Raw genomic sequence first — 2,739 nt, 5'->3', positions numbered from 1 at the left:
TCACCGGTGGCGAGGCCAACGCCCGGCTTCCCGGCCTGGGAGCCACAGGTCGACCCCGCCGACCCGGCTGGGAGCCGCGCCGACGAGTTCGCGCAGCAGCGTGCGTAACTCGGCAGTCCGCCGCGCCGGTCCCAGCACGACGGCGTCCGGGGCGAGCCGTTTGTAGGCCGCCCGCAGCCGCGGCGATCCCGACATGGCAGCGGCGGTCGTCGCGCCGTTGTCGATGTCGATGAGGGCGGACGTCAGCGCGTCCGGCGGGCTGTGGAATGCCGCCCGGCCATCGGGCCCGGGGACGGTGCAGTAGCAGCCGGGGATGACGAACCGGAAGTTCGCCCTGGCCTGCCACAGCATGGCCTCGGCGTTCTGGGGATGGGGAAAGGGGACGACGAGTGCGGTGGCACCCTGCGGAATCAGGGTCACCCCGTCACTGGTGAAGAACGCGGGCGTCGTCATCGACGTGGTGAGCATCGGGGCGGGGACGAGCGCCACCATGGCCGCGAGTGTCAGCAGGCCGGCTCCCAGCCGGACGGTCCTGGTCCGGACCCGAGCGGGGATCTCCCGTCCGGGGTCCGGATCGGCGGGCACCGTCGGGTCCGACGCCAGCTGGTCAAGCCCGGTCGCCACCACGATGGCCGCGCACATCATCACGTATAACGCCAGGCGGGAGGGCAACACGTTGCCGAGCACCGGCACGTGCTGAAGGGGCTGCCACGGGAGGGGAACGCCGGTGTCCCGGCCGTCGACATGCAGGTGACCACCGAGTGAGAGCACGGCCATGACCACGCCGAGCGGAGCGAACACCCCGACCAGCGGAGGCCGGCGCGCGCCGCCCGTTGCGACGACGACCACGACGATCAGAACGATCAGTGGAGCGCCCAGGTAGCCGCTGACCTCGACCGCGTTCCCCGTGAAACCGAGGCTGTGGCGCAGCGCGCCGTCCGGGGCGACGGCCTGCATGGGCGTCGGCGTGACGAAGGTCAGCAGATCCGTCACGGCGATTCCATCGGGTTGGATCGAGCCATGGATCCGCTGGGCACCCAGGAACTGGGTGCCCAGCGGCCAGGCGAGCGCGACCGCGGCGACCCCGCCGGCCGTGGCGAGGCCGGTCAGGGCCGGTCGTAGCCGCGATCGGATCCGATCGCGATGACGTACGGCGAGGATCACAAGGCCAAACGTGGCTGTCAGCGCGGATGTGGCGAGCAGCTCCTCGCCGATCAGCGCCTGGGCGATGATCGCCAGACCGAGCAGGACGCCGGTGCGCCGCGGCCCCCGCCCGCGGACCACGAGATCGTCGAGGAGCAGCAGGAGAACCGGCGGGAACGGCGCGAAGGTCAGATGCAGATGACCGTAGGACGCACCGATCATGTACGGTCCGAAGCCGTACAGCAGGCCCGCCAGCGCCGCTGGTCCCGGACGTACCCATCGGCGCAGCACCCAGAACAGGGCGAATCCGCTGATCACGGGCGCCAGAGTCAGTAGCACCGTCAGCGTGGTCACGGGGCTGCCCAGCAGCGTGATCGGTGCGGCCAGCGCGCCCAGTAGGAGCACGGGTGTGCTCCACAGGACGTCGGCCCCGTCGGGGGCGTTGATGTGGTGCGTCAGGAACGGGTTGAGCCCGTCGGCGAGCGCGTGCGGCGTCCAGCCGAGGAACCAGGCGAACAGCATGGCGTCGTTGCCGCCGTAGGAGACGTTCCCGAGATTCCCCCAAGCGGAGTGGAAGATGCCGATGGCCACCGCCAGGTATCCCACCGCGACCAACAGCGGCGGAGGAACCTGGATCCGCCAGGACCGGATCTCCGGCGCCGGGCGTGCACCGTGGCCGGGAGCATGATCGGTACCGTGACCGGAGATGCCTTTGGCGGCCCCAGCGGTTTCGGATTGCGTCACGACGGCCCCCTCGTGTGCCCGTAGACCCCGATCCGCCCCCTGCGGACGGGATGTACGGGGCGTTCACGACCATAGTCGCCCTGATTGCCTCCGTAGCTACATAACGTGATGATTTGGCGGTGTGGGGTGACGGTTCGTCCGCGACGCGGCACAGGGAGAGATACCCGCCGAGGGAGAGTTCCTCAGCCGGCTACGGAAACCCTCGCCGGTTTTCCGGGACCGCGTTCGTTCTCGCGGGTCCGGCGGTTCCTGGTGCTGGGCTGTCCGGTGCTGGGCTGTCCGGGCCGGTGCGCGGTACTACCCGGCTGCCCGGTCCTGGCCGCGGGGCGTGGCGCTCGGATCCGCCCATTCCGCCACCAACGCGGCGTAGCTGCGATAGCGCGCAACGGCGTAGTCGTCGGAGACGACGCCGTCGCGGTCAAGCACGGCGACGGGATAGCCGCGCTCCGCGCGATAGCCCCGTTCACCGACGATGACCCGCCCCCCGAGCCGGACCACTCCGACGACGTACGGCAGGGAGGTCCAGCGGGGCGGGCGGGCGGTGGCCAGGATGCTCGGGTCCCGCCAGGCATACAGGCCGCAGGCGCAGTGCTCGTCCGGGACCCGTTCGTGGCCCGCACCGGGCTCGCCGTCCCGGTCCGGCCGGCGGGTGCGCAGGCAATGTGCCTCGGTCATGCCGTCGGCGCGCCAGAGCAGCAACCCGGGTGGAAACGGCGACCACGGCGTCCAGGCAGGGCGTAGCTGGCCGCGCGCGTCCACCGCCCACTGCCGCCAGCCGAGCAGGCTCACCCGGGAACCGGTTCCAGGTCCGGTTCCGGCGCGGCCGGGACCGGGATGGTCAGTGGCTCGGAA

At 71.3% G+C, this 2,739-nt stretch carries 2 protein-coding genes; both read right to left on the bottom strand.

Going from position 1 to position 2,739, the window contains the following annotated elements; translation table 11 throughout:
* On the bottom strand, nt 1-1,887 hold the full coding sequence (locus AC08ON_RS17945; RefSeq protein WP_476607243.1) for a hypothetical protein: 1,887 nt from the start codon (nt 1,885-1,887) through the stop codon (nt 1-3).
* Nucleotides 1,888-2,184: 297 nt separating this feature from the next.
* A complete protein-coding gene (locus AC08ON_RS17940) occupies nt 2,185-2,676 on the bottom strand; it encodes a hypothetical protein (RefSeq protein ID WP_476607242.1) in 492 nt (163 codons plus the stop codon).
* Nucleotides 2,677-2,739 lie beyond the last annotated feature (63 nt).

This window comes from Frankia sp. CoWAU3, assembly GCF_977971855.1.
This window is presented reverse-complemented; position numbering and strand designations above follow the sequence as displayed.